Here is a 16,272-nt window from a genome sequence, read left to right on the forward strand (position 1 = left end):
TATGTTTTCAAAATTCATTGACAGACCGGTATTGTCAACGGTGATATCTATTATCATCGTAATTTTGGGAGTTTTAGGGTTAATCTCACTTCCAGTTTCACAATATCCAGAAATAGCACCACCTACAGTAACTGTATCAGCAAATTATCAAGGAGCCAGTGCCGAAGTGGTAATGAGCTCGGTGGTAATTCCATTAGAAGAACAAATCAACGGTGTCGAAGACATGACTTACATGACTTCTACATCAAATAATGATGGTTCGGCAGCCATTAATATATACTTTAAATTAGGTACAAATCCAGATTTAGCCGCTGTAAATGTGCAAAATCGTGTTTCACGTGCTACACCTTTGCTACCTCAAGAAGTTACAAGAGCAGGTGTTACAACTTCAAAGAGACAGAGCGATAATATCTTGATTTTATCATTATACAGTGACAACCCCGATTATGATGATACTTTTCTTCAAAATTATGCTAACATTAATATTTTACCAAAAATAAAACGTGTAGCTGGAGTTGGAGAAGCAATGATTTTTGGACAAAAAGACTACTCCATGCGCATTTGGCTTAAGCCAGATGTAATGGGTGCATATGGACTTGTTCCTTCGGACATTACAGCTTTATTGGCTGAGCAGAATATTGAAGCCGCTCCAGGACAATTAGGTGAAAGTGGTGACCAATCTTTTCAATATGCTTTAAAATATAAAGGTCGTTTACAAAATGTAAAAGAGTTCGAAGAAATTATCGTTCGTTCAACTGAAAACGGAGAAATCCTTAAGTTAGGCGATGTTGCAAAAATTGAATTGGGAGCTGTAAATTATGCCAGTAATGCCTACACAAATGGAAACAAATCCATTGCGATTGCAATTGCTCAAACTGCAGGATCTAATGCACAAGAAGTAATTGAAGGTTCCTTAAAAGTGTTAGACGAAGCGGAAGTAAATTTCCCAAAAGGGGTAAAATATGCCACTTTAATTAATGCAAACGACTTCTTAGACGAATCTATTACTAAAGTGATTCATACCTTAATTGAAGCCTTTATATTGGTATTCATCGTAGTTTTTATCTTCTTACAAGACTGGAGATCGACCCTTATACCTGCAATATCTGTTCCTGTTGCAATTGTGGGAACGTTCTTTTTCCTAAGTTTATTTGGCTTTACCATAAATTTACTAACGCTTTTTGCCTTAGTACTCGCTGTGGGAATTGTGGTCGATGATGCCATTGTCGTCGTTGAGGCCGTGCATGCCAAAATGGAAGCTGGGGAACATAATCCCAAAAAAGCGGCTCACAGTGCCATGCAGGATATTAGTAGTGCAATTATTTCCATTACGTTAGTTATGTCGGCAGTATTTATTCCAGTTTCATTTATCAGTGGATCTGCGGGAGTTTTCTACAAGCAGTTTGGAATAACTTTAGCTGTTGCAATCGTATTATCAGCTATTAATGCCTTGACACTTTCCCCCGCTTTATGTGCCATTTTCTTAAAAGAACACGATAAAAGTGCTAAGAAAAAAGGTTTTGCAGAGCGCTTTTTTACTGCATTTAATGTTGGATTTGAAACCACAACCGCTAAATATAAAAGATCTGTTGAGTTTTTTATAAAACGAAAATGGTTGGCATTTTTAGGAATTGCCATCTTTGCAGGGATTTTTATCTTATTATTAAATATTACTCCAAAGGCTTTTGTTCCGGGTGAAGATACAGGTGCTATTCTTTCAGATATTTCGCTTCCGCCAGGAACTTCATTAGAAAGAACAGAAGAGGTTTTATTACAAATTGAAAATAAAGTTAAAGACATTCCTGAAATAAAAGAAGTGCTTCGTATTTCAGGTCGTAGTTTACTAAGTGGTACCGGTAGCAACTACGGAATGGTAATCGTGAAATTGAAAACTTGGGCAGAACGTAAAGAAACGAATCAAGAAATAAATGCAGTTGTACAGGAATTATTCAAGCGAACAGCTTCGGTAAAAGATGCAAAAGTACTTTATTTTGCTCGTCCTACACTTGTTGGTTTTGGTTTTACCAATGGTTTTGAATTTCAATTACAAGATCAAAAAGGAGGGACAATCACGGAGTTGAGTGAAGTAAATAATAAATTTTTGGCAGCTTTAAACAGCCGTCCTGAAATCAAATATGCGACTACTTCTTTTTCTCCAAATTATCCGCAGTATCGAATTGATTTGAATGTTGCTTCCATAAAAAAATCAGGTTTAACAGTTACTGATGTTTTAGGAACGATGCAAGGATATTATGGTGGCGTTTATGCTTCTAATTTTAACAAATTTGGAAAACAATTTCGTGTGGTTTACCAATCTGAACCTGAATTTAGAAGTAATCCCGAATCATTAAATCAAGTATTGGTCAGAAATAAAAATGGTCAAATGGCGCCTATTTCCCAATTTGTGACGTTAGTAAAAGTATTTGGCCCTCAAGCAATAGAGCGTTTCAATTTGTTTACTTCTGTAAAAATCACAGGTGCTCCAAACGTAGGTTTCAGTTCTGGTGATGCCATCAAAGCAGTTGAGGAAGTGGCAAGTCAAACTTTACCTATTGGTTATGGCTATGAGTTTTCAGGAATGACCCGTGAAGAAATAAGTGCAGGCGGTCAAACCTTGTATATTTTCCTATTGTGTTTGGTATTTGTATATTTCTTATTAGCCGCTCAATACGAGAGTTATATGTTGCCTTTTGCCGTATTAATTTCATTGCCAATTGGTTTAGCAGGAGCGTACTTATTTGCTTATTTATTCGACGTGAGTAATAATATTTACTTACAAATAACACTTATTATGCTTATTGGATTACTCGCTAAGAACGCCATTTTAATTGTCGAGTTTTCTGTAGATTCCAGAAAAAAAGGAATGAGTATTACGCAAGCTGCTATTCATGGTGCAGTCGCGCGTTTGCGTCCAATATTGATGACATCATTTGCATTTATCTTTGGATTATTGCCTTTAATGTTAGCTAAAGGAGCTGGAGCTATTGGAAACAATGCTATTGGAACTGGAGCTATTGGTGGAATGTTAATAGGAACTATTTTTGGTGTTTTTGTAATACCAGTTCTTTTTATTGTCTTTCAAACCTTACAGGAAAAAATTTCTACAAAACCACTTCCTATAGAAAATCAGGATTCAGATGTCGCACTTTTAAACAAAGAAAATGAAGAATAAGTTAACTAAAATAGCAGTACTTGTTGTAACCGCAACTGTAATGCAATCGTGCTTTGTTGCCAAAGAATACGAACGACCGGAATTAAAAACGGAAAATTTATACCGAAACGAAATTGTTTCAAACGATACTGTTTCACTTGCAAATGTTGCTTGGGAAAACGTTTTCACGGATCCGCTTTTGCAGGGATATATCAAGAAAGGATTAGAAAATAATTTGGATATCAAAATTGCCATGCAAAATATTGCAGCGGCAGAAGCATCGATGAAGCAAGGAAAAGCAGGGTACTTCCCTACTCTTTCTGCCGGTGCCGACTGGACGCATCAGGAACTTTCTAGGAATAGTCAGTTTGGTGCATTGTTGCAAGACAGAAGTACCAATCAATATCAGTTAACAGGAAATCTTTCATGGGAAGCTGATATTTGGGGAAAAATAAGAAGCAACAAGCGTGCTGCAAATGCTGTATATCTGCAAACAACTGCTGCCAATCAAGCCGTAAAAACGCAGTTGATTGCTAACATTGCCGCTACTTATTATCAATTGCTTTCGGTTGATGCGCAAATAAAATTAGCGGAGAAAACATTGGTAAACAGAGATAAAAGTGTTGAAACTATTGTAGCATTGAAAAAAGCGGGAAATGTAACTGAAGTTGGCGTTAAGCAAACAGAAGCTCAGAAATATGCTACCCAAATCATCATTGCCGATTTAAAGAATAGCATTATTATTCTTGAAAACACCATAAGTATTCTTATGGGTCAAGGTCCTACCAAAGTTGAAAGAAGCACATTCGAGTCTCAATCCATGCAACCTACAATTACACTTGGGGTTCCTGCAACTTTGCTGCGAAACAGACCTGACGTAATTGCAGCTGAATACAATTTAATTTCAAACTTTGAACAGACTAATGTTGCCAAAAGTAATTTTTATCCAACATTGAAAGTTACTGCAACTGGTGGACTTCAGAGTATCGATTTGAAAGAATGGTTCAGTGCCAATTCAATTTTCGCCAATGTGATTACCGGATTGACGCAACCCATTTTCAATCAACGCCAAATTAAAACGAAGTTTGAAATTGCTAAAGCCAATCAGGAAAAAGCCTATCTTCAATTTGAACAGTCATTATTGACTGCTGGAAAAGAAGTTTCGGATGCTTTGGCACAATACAATAATGAGACGTATAAACTTACGGTTAGAGAAAAACAAGTCGATGCGTTGAATAAAGCCACCGATTATTCGGATGAATTATTGACATATGGTTTAGCCAATTATTTAGAAGTTTTGACCGTAAAAGACAATGCTTTGAATGCTGAACTAAGCTTGATAGACAATAAATTCCAACAATACAAAGCGATAATTCAATTGTACAGAGCCCTTGGTGGCGGCTGGCAGTAATCAAATTGCTTGACTAAATAGTATTGATTCCTGTTTGTTCAAAACCACTGCTCTTTGTACCGGCAGTGGTTTTGTCTTTTAAATTATAATTGTATTGAATGGTATTATTGACGTTCTCAGTGAAAGATTACGTTATAAAAAAACACAAAACCAAAGCAAATAAGAGTCAAAAATACAAATCCAAAGAATATACTTTTTTGAGACTCAATTACTGGTTTGTTGTCTTTGTACAAACTCATTACCACTCCATTTAGTCCATAACCCAAAATAAATTTACACGTTACTTCTTGATCATTTTCAATCATTTTAAAATGATGTGTTGCTCCGGTTATCGAACTTTTCTCCGAAACTACTTTACCGTTTAGTACTATTGTTTCTCTTCCGATAAAAGAATTAAAAACTTCAATTTTATTGTCTCCAAGATTGATTGTGGTAAATTTCATAGTGTAGTTTTTGTTGAATTTTATTAATCGGTTGCTAAAATAGCGTAACCGTAATTATCGGACCAGCCAGATGACAATGGCAATAATTCTCGGGTGTGTGCTTCTCTTGTCATTCCAGTTTTTTCTAAAACATGTATGGAACCAATATTTCCCACGGCACAACCCGCTTCAATCCGATGCAGATTCAGTTCATTGAAACCAAAACGGAGAATTTCTTTTAAAGATTCTGTAGCGAAGCCTTTGTTCCAATGGTCTTTGTGGAATTTAAACCAAACTTCAGCATTTTTATATTTCACTTTCCCCAAATTGATTCCAATTAATCCAATAATTTGGTTTCCTGTACTGAATTCGACCGCAAAAGTAAAATGGGTCGTAAGTGCTTTATTGTTTTCGAAAATCCACTTTTCTAAAAGCAGTTTTGTTTCTTCACTATTTTCCGGAATTCCTAACGTATTGAATTCATCTGTTTCTTTCAAAGAATGCAATTCATGAATATAATCCAAATCCAATAGCGTAATTGGTCTTAAAATCAATCGTTCTGTTTTGAGAAATAGGATGTTCATTTTTTGTTCTTTATAATACTAAAACAACTTATATATTCTGTGAATAGGAATCATCACACCTTGCTTTAAAATAACATTTTTGTCTGTAACAGCCCAAACCGTAGTATCTACAACTTTTTTGGATTCGCTGTCTTCAAAGAATATTTTAATTTTTGAATGCTCTAAATTACCCAATGATAGGGCTCTGTTGATTTCACCGGTTCTGGTTTTTATTTCGTCCACATCGTTTAGAACATCTGTTTTGGGAAATTTAAGAAGCGCAATGTCTTCTTTATCAATGAGTTTAAAATCTTCTGTCATAATAATAAAAATTTAATTAATAATAAATTGCAGTACTGTGGCAATACAAAAACTTGACCAATTTTATTCGCCATAATACTACATTACAAAAATAAAATCTCTACGATTTGTTACTGCCAATTTTATATTAATTTTTCTCTGCGTAATGTCTTATTTTCTTAATGTTGTCAGGGTTATTGTTTCAAAAAGTAAAACCCAAATTTTATTAATTCCTATTTTTTCGAGGCTCAATAAATTCCCTGTTTTTTTTACTAAGTAATTCTTAAAGAAATTAATTTACTGTATTTAAAAAATCAGAATTTCAGCAACGAAATTTATTGATTATAACATAATTGATTAACAGCTTTTTAGAAATACCGAAGCAATACATTGGACTATCTTTTTTTGATGATTCTATCGTTTTCAAAAGTCTCTTGATATTCTAATTGATCATTTTGTCATACTGATTAAAAGAACCACTCGCTTTCCATCAGTCCATTGATAAAAGTGCCTTTTACTTTTACTTTTCCGTGCGCATCGGATACAAAATTCTCAAAGCGTTAAAAATAGCTTGATGTGTTATCGTGGCGTGGTCTTCTTGTGGCAAATAGTCAAAGTTTACTGTAATCGTTTTCGATTTTGTACTTTTTAATTTTTCTGTTAATAGATTTGCATCTACTTCCATAACATGCGGAATCTCAGTTGGTGCAAGTCCTTCTTTACCAACTCCTACGTAAATATCAATTTTTTTATTGAAGTTTTCTTGATAAATAACTGAATTTTGACGCAATAAAGAGCCATTGTCCCACCACAAACTGGGACTCATGATGATATATTTATTAAATAAATTGGGTTTTTGAAGTAAAATCTCGGTGGCCAAAAGTCCGCCTAATGATTGTCCAATAATAGTTTTTGAATCATTTGTTTTGTATTTCCTTTCAATATAGGGCTGTAATTCCTTTTCTAAAAATGAAATAAAATTTGCCGATTTCCCCGCAGTTGCATATCTTTTTTGGTCCGCTTCGATGGTGGTTTGATATGTAAAATCTCTTTTACGATCCACATTTGCAATTCCTACTACAATTGATTTTGGAACTCTATTGATCCATGAAAAACTGTTGAATTGAAAAAGTCCAACAACGTGAATAAAATCTTCGTCTGCGGAACCATCCAATAAATAGATTACCGGATAAGTGATGGAATCATTTTGTTGATATCCTTCGGGTAAATAAATGTTTAGTATTCTTTTTTCGGATAATATTTTTGAATGTATTTCTTCGATGCTTCCCAGAACAAAAGGTTTACTATTCTCTTTTGGATTGTTATTTTGAGAACTTGAAACTGCTGTAAAAAAGAGTACTATTAAAATCAGTATTGGTTTCATCATTTTGTTTTTCTTGGAATATTTTAAAAATGAATGTGTGACATTCTTTTATATTGTTCGTTTTTTTAAATTCTAAGCAATTTGTTTGTGGTCAAGAGTGGGACGATCACGTTTGCAGGAATAGATCATCACTACACACAAACAAAACCAGTACTTTATAAGATTGAATCGGTCGCTTTTTTATTAGTTTTCAGGTAATTTAAATTTATTAATATTGTTCATTGTCTCAAATATATTTGAGTCTTTAATTGTTTCAGAAAATCTTCTTATTGTTTCTTGTAGTCTTTGTTGGGTCAAGATAAAATTATCATTAATTACAATTTTTTCTTCTTCAATCATCTCTTTTGTAACAGGTATTTTAACTAGCTGAAATGCTTTAGAAAGCTTGTCAGTTAATATTAGTTTACGCTTTTGACTTATTCTTTGTTTGAACTCTTGCCTAAGCCAATCATTTAGATATGATTCCGATTCACTAATTGTACCAAAATCTGTGTCTCTTGTAACAATTATTATGTGTTTTCCAGTGAGTTCTGCACATTTAATTATCCATTCCCAATTGACAGCGTCCCCAATTGAATTATCATCTTTTTTTCTAGGCGGATAACCTAATAAAAAACGTTTTTTTGCTAGATTTCTAATAGTAAATCTTAATTTATTTTCTCTGTCAAGATTTATAATCGATTTGTTGGAAAAAACTTTTTGGAGACATTTAAAGACTTGATCATTCTGATTTGGATTTTTTAATATTCTCTCTATTTGCAATTTTAATTTTCTTTGCTGGTCATCAATATCTTGTTTTGCTTTTTTCATCATTTTTAAAGCTTGACTATCTGATAAAATGGCCGGAACACTTAAATTAATATTCCCTTTTTTTGTTACCTCCGTTATTGACTCTAATATTGCGCTTTGACGATTTTTTTTAAATTCCATTTCTACTTGACTGGAGGTAATAATAATGTCTTTGTGTTTGACAATTTCCTCTAAATACTTCATTGAAACATCTGTTCTCCTAATTCTATAAAAATCAAGAAAAATATTTGTATCAATAAAAATTAGTGCATCTAGCTTCTCAATTTTTTTTGCCATAGTTTTTATTTTATAATTACAAACAATATTCTCCCATCTTTGCTCTGGCTTTGGGATTAATTGGAATTTAATTTTTAGTTGATAACTCATAATTCCAATAAAGTTCACCTTCAAATTTGAAACTTAATCTATCCATATTTTAGCTCATTCAAACAAATAACAGAATATTGTTATTTCCAAATATATAATAAATTCATTACAAATAATATAATCAGGTTTTATATTGCTAAAAAACTCTACCTCCCAAACGTACTTATAAACTCCCAATCATTCTCGCAAGTGCGTGAGGGATGGAAGCGGCATCCTTTCCTTTTTTCTTTAAAAAGGAAAGATACAGCGTACAGCCCGACCCGCACGGAGTTTACGGAGGAAGGGGCACGCCCAAAAGCAAACCTAAAACAAAATGAAAGCGAAATCTAATTTTATAAAATGCAGCGTAAGTGTGTTAAAAAATTATCATAATATTAGCAGGTAGCCGTTGCAAAAAAATGTAATTTGGCACTTTAATTTAGTACGTTAGAACTCTTGTTGATACAATTATGGATAAAATAAAAATACTTTGGGTTGATGATGAAATCGACCTTTTGAAACCACATATACTATTTCTGGAAAAGAAAAATTACGAGGTAACAACCTGTAACAACGGACTTGACGCTATTGGGATTTTTGAGGAAAATAATTTTGATATTGTTTTTTTGGATGAAAATATGCCCGGAATGAGCGGCTTGGAAACGCTATCAGAAATGAAGGAGAAAAAATCTTCGGTTCCCATGATTATGATTACGAAAAGCGAGGAAGAATACATTATGGAGGAAGCCATAGGTTCTAAAATTGCCGATTATTTAATCAAACCTGTGAATCCGAACCAGATTTTGTTGAGTTTAAAGAAAAATCTGGATCATTCCCGATTGATTTCGCAAAAAACAACGCTGGATTACCAGAAGGAATTTAGAAAAATCACCATGGAAATGGCGATGGTGAATTCCTATGAAGACTGGATTGAGTTGTACAAGAAATTGATTTTTTGGGAATTGGAATTGGAAAATATCGATGATCAGAGCATGATTGAAATTTTGGAATCCCAAAAAACAGAAGCCAATTCGCAATTTGGAAAATTCATTGAGCGCAATTACGAGGATTGGTTTGCTCCAAAAGCTGATAAACCGGTTCAATCACACACGTTATTCAAAGAATTAGTACTTCCTGAACTCAAGAAAAAAGATAAGCCCATTTTGTTTGTCGTGATTGACAACCTGCGTTACGACCAGTGGAAAACCTTTGAAAGTGTAGTGGGAAATTACTACAAGCTAGAAAAAGAAGTGCCTTACTACTCTATTCTTCCTACGGCGACACAATATGCGAGAAACGCGATTTTCTCTGGTTTAACGCCATTGGAAATGGAAAAACAGTTTCCGCAATACTGGAAAAATGACCCTGAAGAAGGCGGAAAAAACCTTTTTGAAGCAGAATTTTTGACGGCGCAATTGAAACGATTGGGCTTGAATATCAAGGAAGATTATTTTAAAATTACCAGTCTTGCCGGCGGAAAAAAATTATCCGAAAGCTTCAAAGCCTTGAAAGATAATGATTTAGTTACCGTGGTATACAACTTTGTAGATATGCTTTCGCATGCCAAAACGGAGATGGATGTGGTAAAAGAACTGGCCTCAGATGATAAAGCGTATCGCTCGCTGACGTTGAGCTGGTTTAAGAATTCCCCACTTTTAGAAATTATTCAACAGGCCCAAAAAATGGGTTTCAAATTGATTTTGACTACCGATCACGGGACGATAAACGTAAAAAATCCATCGAAAGTGGTGGGTGACAAAAACACTAGTTTGAATTTACGTTATAAAACAGGGCGCAGTTTGACCTACGAACACAAAGATGTTTATGCTGTGAAAGAACCAAAAAATATTGGTTTGCCTACCATAAATATGAGTAGTTCTTATATTTTTGCAAAAAATGATTTGTTCTTGGCCTATGTCAACAATTACAATCATTATGTAAGTTATTACAAAAACACGTATCAGCACGGAGGAATTTCATTGGAAGAAATGATTATTCCGTTTTTAGTTTTTACTCCCAAATAAAAAAGTAGTCAGACTCAGTTTTCAGCTTACGGCAAGAACCTTAAACTTTAAACTTTAAACAATTTTATAAGAATGAATATCATTTTTTCTATAGACCAGCTCGAAGAAGTGGCGCAGCAAATTATTGCCAATAACCGCAAAAAAGTGATTCTTTTTCACGGAGAAATGGGGGTTGGAAAAACAACTTTGATCAAGCAATTGTGTAAAACACTTGGCGTAACCGGAGCAACGAGCAGTCCAACCTTTTCATTAGTTAATGAATATGAAGCTAATGACAATCAGCTGGTTTACCATTTTGATTTTTATCGATTAAACAAAGAGGAAGAAGCTTTGGATATGGGTGTTGATGATTATTTGTATTCCGGTAATTGGTGCTTTATAGAATGGGCAGAGAAGATTCCAAATTTGATTCCCGAAGTACATTCGGTTATCACTATTTCGCTGCTCGCTGATGGAAAACGTTCTTTAACTTTAAGCTGAAAGTAAACATGAGTGTAGACAATACTATTGAAATTATACCTTTTTCTCCGACATACAAAGAAGCTATAAAAACATTAAATCTGGAATGGTTGCAAAAACATTTTAGGGTTGAACCCAAAGATGAACTTGTGCTTTCGGATCCGCAAGGTCAGATAATAGACAAAGGTGGAATGATTTTTTATGCAAAATATAAAGATAAAATCGTAGGAACAGTTTCCTTAATAAAAATTGACGATACGACTTTCGAACTGAGTAAAATGGCAGTTACAGATGGTGTACAAGGATTAGGAATTGGCAAGAAACTAATGTTGCATTGTCTTGCTGTTGCTGAAGCAAAAGGAATGGAGAAAGTGATTTTATATTCTAACCGGAAATTACTGTCGGCTATTCATTTGTATGAAAAATTTGGTTTCGTAGAAGTACCATTGGAAGATGGTGTTTATGAACGAGCCGATATAAAAATGGAAAGAATCATTCGCTGAGATTCTGTTACATTCCAAATGAATTTAACACGATTGAATTTGTACTGTTTATAAAACTTTTTACGTAAATTGTACCCTTAATTTAACAACATCAATGTCAATAACTATAACGCCATTCACAAAACAACAGCTTTTGCCCCAAGAGGAAAAACTGGAAATTGCAAGACAAAAAAGCGAACTTTTTATTGGGATTCCAAAAGAAACGAGTTATCAGGAACGCCGAATTTGTCTTACCCCAGATGCTGTTAACTCGCTTACCTATCATGGCCATCGCGTTATGATTGAAGCGGGAGCGGGATTGAGTTCGAGTTATACCGACAAAGAATATTCTGATGCAGGTGCCGAAATTACTAATGACACCAAAAAAGTATTCAGTTGCCCCATGATTTTGAAAGTGGAACCAGCCACGCTTGCCGAAATTGAAATGATGAACCCGCAAACAATTCTGCTGTCCGCCATTCAATTGAAAACCCGAAAGAAAACATATTTTGAGGCGTTAACGAAAAAGAAAATTACCGCACTAGCTTTTGAATACATCAAGGACGAAGACGGAACGTATCCTGCGGTGAAATCCTTGAGCGAAATTGCCGGAACAGCATCCATTCTTATCGCTGCTGAGTTGATGATTACCAACGAATTTGGAAAAGGATTATTATTCGGGAACATTACCGGCGTCCCTCCTACTGATGTGGTTATTTTGGGCGCAGGAACCGTTGGAGAATTTGCCGCTAAAACCGCTATAGGATTAGGCGCCAGTGTCAAAGTTTTTGATAATTCTATTACCAAATTGCGTCGTTTGCAAAATAATTTAAACCAGCGTATTTTCACTTCCACGATACAACCAAAAGCGTTACTAAAAGCGTTAAGACGTTGTGATGTAGCCATTGGCGCCATGCGAGGCAAAGAACGTTGTCCCGTTATCGTTACGGAAACTATGGTAGAGCACATGAAAAATGGAGCTGTAATTGTGGATGTAAGTATTGATACCGGCGGTTGTTTTGAGACTTCAGAAGTGACTTCACATGAGAAACCAACGTTTATCAAAAACAATGTTTTGCATTATTGCGTGCCTAATATACCTTCCCGATATTCTAAAACGGCATCACTTTCTATAAGCAACATAATTTCCCCTTACCTGATGAAAATAGCAGAAGATGGCGGCATCGAAAGTGCTATTCGTTGTGATAAAGGGTTGAAAAATGGCGTTTATATGTACCACGGAATCCTCACTAATACTTCCATAGGCGAATGGTTTGATTTGCCTTATAACGACATCAATTTAATTGTTTTTTAAGAAAACTTTCTTCTACCTTTGCCAAAAATTTAATTCATGAAGTTTATACATCGTTTTGCCTATTATCTAGTAGGTTTAGTAATAGGACTGTTTTTTGTAGCATTAGTTTTCAGTGGTAAAGACACTCGCTGTAATTATTTTCCAAATGCAAGAGTTTTAAATGATTTGAGAAACAAACCGTTTTATTATTCGGATAAAGCTTCAATGATTTTGGCTGAAAAATGGATTGACACTGCCGATATAAAAAATACATTGCAATTTGGTGACGTAGATTTTGACCAAAGTAATAAAGAACTTAAAAAAGGAAAGCTATACATCATAGAAGGTAAAACAATCAAAAACCAAGAGGTAACTTTGAAAGTCATTAATTACGCTGACAAAGCTATTTTAGAGGATATTATAAAAAAATAATTACTCTTTTATTCTTATAAAAGTAAATTTTAAAAAACAGTACCCTTAAAATCAAACCATTAAGATATTTAGAAAATTAAGTATTATAGCCTTAATTAAACTTAATTTCTTAATGGTTCAGAAAAAGGTAATTTGAAAATAGTTTAAAAAACTACAACCACTTTATAGGTTCTAAATTATTACTTTTCAAATATGCATTCGTCTTACTAAAATGCTTGTTCCCAAACCATTTTCCTTGATTGGCGCTCATTGGCGAAGGATGCCCGGATTCTAAAACCAAATGTTTTGTTCGGTCTATTTTGAGTCCTTTTTTATGGGCAAAATTCCCCCAAAGCAAGAAAACAACATGCTCTTTTTCTTCCGAAATTTTCTGAATTAAAGCATCGGTAAAAAGATTCCATTTTAAGTGTTTATGACTATTCGCATTGTCTTCTCTCACGGTCAGCGAGGCATTCAACAACAAAACGCCCTGCTTTGCCCAAGCTTCTAAATTACCGGAAGTAGGCATGAAAATAGTTTCCAAATCTTCACTCATTTCCCTGAAAATATTGCGTAACGAAGGCGGAATTCGAACACCATCATTAACAGAGAAACACAAACCATTGGCTTCGTCCTTGCCATGATATGGATCTTGACCAATGATAACCACTTTTACATCTTTGAAACTGCAATAATTAAACGCAGCAAAAATCAATTCTTTCGGGGGATAACACGTATGATTTTTATATTCTTCATCAACCGTTTCCATTAATTCTTGAAAATAGGGTTTCTGGATTTCATCTGATAAAATGGATTGCCAAGTGGGATTGAGATTGATCTGCATAGTTAAATATTAGAAAGCAAAGATACAGAGAGAATATTTTTTTTGAATCATAAAAAGGATAATAAACATTCATTAATTCTTTGTGAAAGTCTGTTAAATAGTCTTAACTATTAGCTATTTTTGTGTTGAAAAGAATTATACGATAAATGATATCCATCACTGAAAAAACATTACAAGATTTACAATTTCCAACGGTTCTCGAAACCATTTCGACCATTTGTAATACTGACATTGGAAAACAAAAAGCATTAGAAATAACCCCTTTTAAAGACAAGGAAACATTGATGCAAGCATTAATGCAAACCTCAGAATATGTTTCGTCTTTCCAAAATAACAATGCGATTCCCAATCATGGTTTTGATGCTATCACGCATGAAATAAAATTTCTGGCCATTGAAGACAGTTTCTTAGAAGTAGGCAGCTTTAGAAAAATAGCTACCATTTCTTCAACAGTAAATTTCCTATTGAGTTTTTTGAGAAAATTCGAAGATTATTATCCAAATATAAACGCAAGAGCAAACCAAGTCGAACTGACCAAAGAAATCATCACGATGGTGGACGAAGTAGTCGATAAATATGGTGAAATTAAAGACAATGCATCCCCAGATTTATTGAACATCCGTCGCAGTATGAATGCTGTTCGCGGAAAAGTCAATCAAAGTTTTGGCACAGCATTGACACAATACAATGCTTTAGGCTATTTAGACGATATCAAAGAAAGTTTTGTTCAAAATCGACGCGTTTTAGCAGTTTTAGCGATGTATCGCCGTAAAGTAAAAGGATCCATTCTGGGCAGTTCCAAAACAGGAAGTATTGCTTATATTGAACCCGAAGCTACTTTACAATATTCCCGTGAATTGAGTAATCTTGAATACGAAGAGAAAGAAGAAATTACCCGAATTTTAAAACAGTTATCTAATTATATTCGCCCATATTTACCGCTTTTAATCAAATACCAGGATTTTCTTAGTGATATTGATGTAATTGCTGCGAAAGCAAAATATGCCAATAAAATCAATGGAATTTTACCAACAATTACAGAGGAACGCCGCCTTTATTTTAGAGATGCTTTCCATCCAATTCTGTATTTGAACAACAAACAGAAAAACGAAATTACGCATCCGCAAACTATTGAATTAAGTCAGGAAAGTAGAATCATAGTGATTTCAGGGCCTAATGCGGGAGGGAAAACTATTTCGTTAAAAACCGTAGGACTACTGCAATTAATGCTGCAATCCGGAATGTTGATTCCAGTGCACGAACGCAGTGAAACGTTTTTATTCGATAGAATTTTAACAGATATTGGTGATAATCAATCTATTGAAAATCATCTAAGTACATACAGTTATCGATTAAAGAACATGAACTACTTTCTAAAGAAGTGCAATAGAAAAACCATGTTTCTTATTGATGAATTTGGTACTGGTTCTGATCCAGAATTAGGAGGCGCTTTAGCCGAAATTTTCTTAGAAGAATTCTATCATAGAGAAGCTTTCGGGATTATTACAACGCATTATTCAAACCTAAAAATTCTGGCGAACGAATTGCCTTTTACCACCAATGCCAACATGCTTTTTGATGAAAAAACATTAGAGCCATTGTACAAATTAGTTTTAGGTCAAGCAGGAAGTTCCTTTACGTTTGAAGTAGCTTTGAAAAACGGAATTCCTTTCAGCTTAATCAATCGGGCGAAAAAGAAAATTGAAGTTGGAAAAGTGCGTTTCGATAAAACGATTGCTACCCTTCAGAAAGAACGCTCGAAAATGGAGAAAACTTCGCAAACGCTGAAAGAAGAAGAAACAAAAGCGCGTGAAGAAGGCAAGAAAATGGAAACCATTAATGTAAAAATCAAACAGAAACTGGAAAGCTATCAAGAATTGTACGACAGCAACCAGAAAACCATTTATATTGGCCAAAAAATTGAAGACATTTCGGAGAAATATTTCAACAATAAAAATAAGAAAGAACTGCTTGGTGAATTTTTGAAAATCATTGAAATTGAAAATTCAAAGCGTAAGAAAGCCACAACCAAAGAGACAAAAGCGCTGATTGAAAAGAAAAAAGAAGTCATTCAAGAAGTTACGGTGCAGGTTGAAGAGATCAGAAAAGAAAAGAAAGAGAAGAAATTGAAAGTCGTGATTGAAAAACCAAAACCAATCCTAAAAGTAGGTGATCGCGTGCGAATGTTTGATGGAAAAGCAGTAGGAACGATTGATTCTATTGAAAAAAACAAAGTAACAGTGAACTACGGAGTATTTACTTCAAAAGTCAGTCTAGAAGCGCTGGAATTTGTGGAAGCCGGGAAGAAGTAAACAGTATACCATTTATGCAAGTCATTGCGAGGAACGAAGCAAACCCACTAACAAGAGTGA

The 16,272-nt window shown here is 34.4% G+C and carries 14 protein-coding genes; 8 read left to right on the plus strand and 6 right to left on the minus strand.

Annotation, left to right across the window (positions count from 1 at the left end):
- Position 1 precedes the first annotated feature (1 nt).
- A complete protein-coding gene (locus tag DR871_RS08260) occupies positions 2–3,172 on the plus strand; it encodes an efflux RND transporter permease subunit (RefSeq protein ID WP_113665725.1) in 3,171 nt (1,056 codons plus the stop codon).
- Positions 3,162–4,562: an efflux transporter outer membrane subunit gene (locus tag DR871_RS08265; protein ID WP_113665724.1), complete on the plus strand. Its 1,401-nt coding sequence runs from the start codon at positions 3,162–3,164 to the stop codon at positions 4,560–4,562. Before DR871_RS08260 ends, DR871_RS08265 begins: the two co-directional genes overlap by 11 nt.
- A 116-nt stretch (positions 4,563–4,678) precedes the next feature.
- Here the strand turns inward: DR871_RS08265 and DR871_RS08270 are convergent, their stop codons facing one another.
- The 5 genes from DR871_RS08270 to DR871_RS08290 all read right to left on the minus strand — a co-directional run bounded on the left by DR871_RS08270 (position 4,679) and on the right by DR871_RS08290 (position 8,317).
- On the minus strand, positions 4,679–5,005 hold the full coding sequence (locus DR871_RS08270; RefSeq protein WP_113665723.1) for a hypothetical protein: 327 nt from the start codon (positions 5,003–5,005) through the stop codon (positions 4,679–4,681).
- A gap of 23 nt (positions 5,006–5,028) precedes the next feature.
- On the minus strand, positions 5,029–5,568 hold the full coding sequence (locus DR871_RS08275; RefSeq protein WP_113665722.1) for a GNAT family N-acetyltransferase: 540 nt from the start codon (positions 5,566–5,568) through the stop codon (positions 5,029–5,031).
- An 18-nt stretch (positions 5,569–5,586) separates the two neighbouring features.
- The gene (locus DR871_RS08280) at positions 5,587–5,868 is read right to left on the minus strand and encodes a hypothetical protein (RefSeq protein WP_113665721.1); all 282 of its coding nucleotides are present in this window, start codon (positions 5,866–5,868) and stop codon (positions 5,587–5,589) included.
- Between the two features lie 499 nt (positions 5,869–6,367).
- Positions 6,368–7,234: an alpha/beta hydrolase gene (locus DR871_RS08285; protein ID WP_113665720.1), complete on the minus strand. Its 867-nt coding sequence runs from the start codon at positions 7,232–7,234 to the stop codon at positions 6,368–6,370.
- Between the two features lie 180 nt (positions 7,235–7,414).
- Positions 7,415–8,317 carry a PIN domain-containing protein gene (locus DR871_RS08290; RefSeq protein ID WP_165355317.1) on the minus strand — a complete coding sequence of 301 codons (903 nt, stop codon included), beginning with the start codon at positions 8,315–8,317 and terminating at the stop codon, positions 7,415–7,417.
- Positions 8,318–8,856: 539 nt separating this feature from the next.
- Here DR871_RS08290 and porX point away from each other — a divergent pair.
- The 5 genes from porX to DR871_RS08315 all read left to right on the plus strand — a co-directional run bounded on the left by porX (position 8,857) and on the right by DR871_RS08315 (position 13,077).
- Positions 8,857–10,410 (plus strand): T9SS response regulator signal transducer PorX, encoded by a 1,554-nt coding sequence (gene porX, locus DR871_RS08295; RefSeq protein WP_113665719.1) that lies wholly within the window; start codon positions 8,857–8,859, stop codon positions 10,408–10,410.
- Between the two features lie 72 nt (positions 10,411–10,482).
- On the plus strand, positions 10,483–10,890 hold the full coding sequence (tsaE, locus tag DR871_RS08300; protein WP_113665718.1) for a tRNA (adenosine(37)-N6)-threonylcarbamoyltransferase complex ATPase subunit type 1 TsaE: 408 nt from the start codon (positions 10,483–10,485) through the stop codon (positions 10,888–10,890).
- Positions 10,891–10,898: 8 nt separating this feature from the next.
- Positions 10,899–11,372 (plus strand): GNAT family N-acetyltransferase, encoded by a 474-nt coding sequence (locus tag DR871_RS08305; protein ID WP_113665717.1) that lies wholly within the window; start codon positions 10,899–10,901, stop codon positions 11,370–11,372.
- 94 nt (positions 11,373–11,466) lie between these two features.
- The gene (locus DR871_RS08310) at positions 11,467–12,666 is read left to right on the plus strand and encodes an alanine dehydrogenase (RefSeq protein ID WP_165151261.1); all 1,200 of its coding nucleotides are present in this window, start codon (positions 11,467–11,469) and stop codon (positions 12,664–12,666) included.
- Between the two features lie 36 nt (positions 12,667–12,702).
- Positions 12,703–13,077, plus strand: a complete 375-nt coding sequence (locus DR871_RS08315) for a DUF4258 domain-containing protein (protein WP_113665716.1) — start codon at positions 12,703–12,705, stop codon at positions 13,075–13,077.
- Between the two features lie 151 nt (positions 13,078–13,228).
- Here the strand turns inward: DR871_RS08315 and ung are convergent, their stop codons facing one another.
- On the minus strand, positions 13,229–13,900 hold the full coding sequence (gene ung, locus DR871_RS08320) for a uracil-DNA glycosylase (RefSeq protein WP_113665715.1): 672 nt from the start codon (positions 13,898–13,900) through the stop codon (positions 13,229–13,231).
- Positions 13,901–14,046: 146 nt separating this feature from the next.
- Here ung and DR871_RS08325 point away from each other — a divergent pair, with 146 nt between their 5' ends.
- Complete coding sequence (locus DR871_RS08325; RefSeq protein ID WP_113665714.1) at positions 14,047–16,212, plus strand: endonuclease MutS2; 2,166 nt, start codon at positions 14,047–14,049, stop codon at positions 16,210–16,212.
- Positions 16,213–16,272: the final 60 nt, after the last annotated feature.

The organism is Flavobacterium petrolei (genome assembly GCF_003314435.2).
Taxonomy (GTDB): Bacteria; Bacteroidota; Bacteroidia; order Flavobacteriales; family Flavobacteriaceae; genus Flavobacterium; species Flavobacterium petrolei.

Excerpts from the sequence above, each read along its gene's own strand:
- DR871_RS08290 (WP_165355317.1), bottom strand. The coding sequence starts at position 8,317 with ATGGCAAAAAAAATTGAGAAGCTAGATGCACTAATTTTTATTGATACA.
- DR871_RS08265 (WP_113665724.1), top strand. The coding sequence starts at position 3,162 with ATGAAGAATAAGTTAACTAAAATAGCAGTACTTGTTGTAACCGCAACT.
- ung (WP_113665715.1), bottom strand. The coding sequence starts at position 13,900 with ATGCAGATCAATCTCAATCCCACTTGGCAATCCATTTTATCAGATGAA.
- DR871_RS08285 (WP_113665720.1), bottom strand. The coding sequence starts at position 7,234 with ATGATGAAACCAATACTGATTTTAATAGTACTCTTTTTTACAGCAGTT.
- DR871_RS08310 (WP_165151261.1), top strand. The coding sequence starts at position 11,467 with ATGTCAATAACTATAACGCCATTCACAAAACAACAGCTTTTGCCCCAA.
- DR871_RS08270 (WP_113665723.1), bottom strand. The coding sequence starts at position 5,005 with ATGAAATTTACCACAATCAATCTTGGAGACAATAAAATTGAAGTTTTT.
- DR871_RS08275 (WP_113665722.1), bottom strand. The coding sequence starts at position 5,568 with ATGAACATCCTATTTCTCAAAACAGAACGATTGATTTTAAGACCAATT.
- DR871_RS08315 (WP_113665716.1), top strand. The coding sequence starts at position 12,703 with ATGAAGTTTATACATCGTTTTGCCTATTATCTAGTAGGTTTAGTAATA.
- tsaE (WP_113665718.1), top strand. The coding sequence starts at position 10,483 with ATGAATATCATTTTTTCTATAGACCAGCTCGAAGAAGTGGCGCAGCAA.
- DR871_RS08260 (WP_113665725.1), top strand. The coding sequence starts at position 2 with ATGTTTTCAAAATTCATTGACAGACCGGTATTGTCAACGGTGATATCT.
- DR871_RS08280 (WP_113665721.1), bottom strand. The coding sequence starts at position 5,868 with ATGACAGAAGATTTTAAACTCATTGATAAAGAAGACATTGCGCTTCTT.
- DR871_RS08325 (WP_113665714.1), top strand. The coding sequence starts at position 14,047 with ATGATATCCATCACTGAAAAAACATTACAAGATTTACAATTTCCAACG.
- DR871_RS08305 (WP_113665717.1), top strand. The coding sequence starts at position 10,899 with ATGAGTGTAGACAATACTATTGAAATTATACCTTTTTCTCCGACATAC.
- porX (WP_113665719.1), top strand. The coding sequence starts at position 8,857 with ATGGATAAAATAAAAATACTTTGGGTTGATGATGAAATCGACCTTTTG.